The organism is Pseudomonas sp. 2995-3 (assembly GCF_002742565.1).
Taxonomy (GTDB): Bacteria; Pseudomonadota; Gammaproteobacteria; order Pseudomonadales; family Pseudomonadaceae; genus Aquipseudomonas; species Aquipseudomonas edaphica.
The window spans coordinates 1-204 of the sequence record NZ_LJSB01000001.1; the positions used below are offsets into that span (position 1 = coordinate 1).

General features: G+C 58.3%; 2 tRNA genes. Both read right to left on the reverse strand.

Annotated elements, in window-relative coordinates:
• Position 1 precedes the first annotated feature (1 nt).
• Positions 2–77 (reverse strand) — tRNA-Ala (locus AOA62_RS00005).
• A gap of 50 nt (positions 78–127) precedes the next feature.
• A tRNA-Glu gene (locus AOA62_RS00010) sits at positions 128–203 on the reverse strand.
• Position 204 lies beyond the last annotated feature (1 nt).

Below are 204 nucleotides of genomic sequence, written 5' to 3' on the forward strand. Positions count from 1 at the left end.
TTGGTGGAGCTAAACGGGATCGAACCGTTGACCTCTTGCATGCCATGCAAGCGCTCTCCCAGCTGAGCTATAGCCCCGGATTTTTCGTCTCGCGACGCAGCAGACCTTTCGAGCTGCTTGTTGAAACTGGCGTCCCCTAGGGGACTCGAACCCCTGTTACCGCCGTGAAAGGGCGGTGTCCTAGGCCACTAGACGAAGGGGACA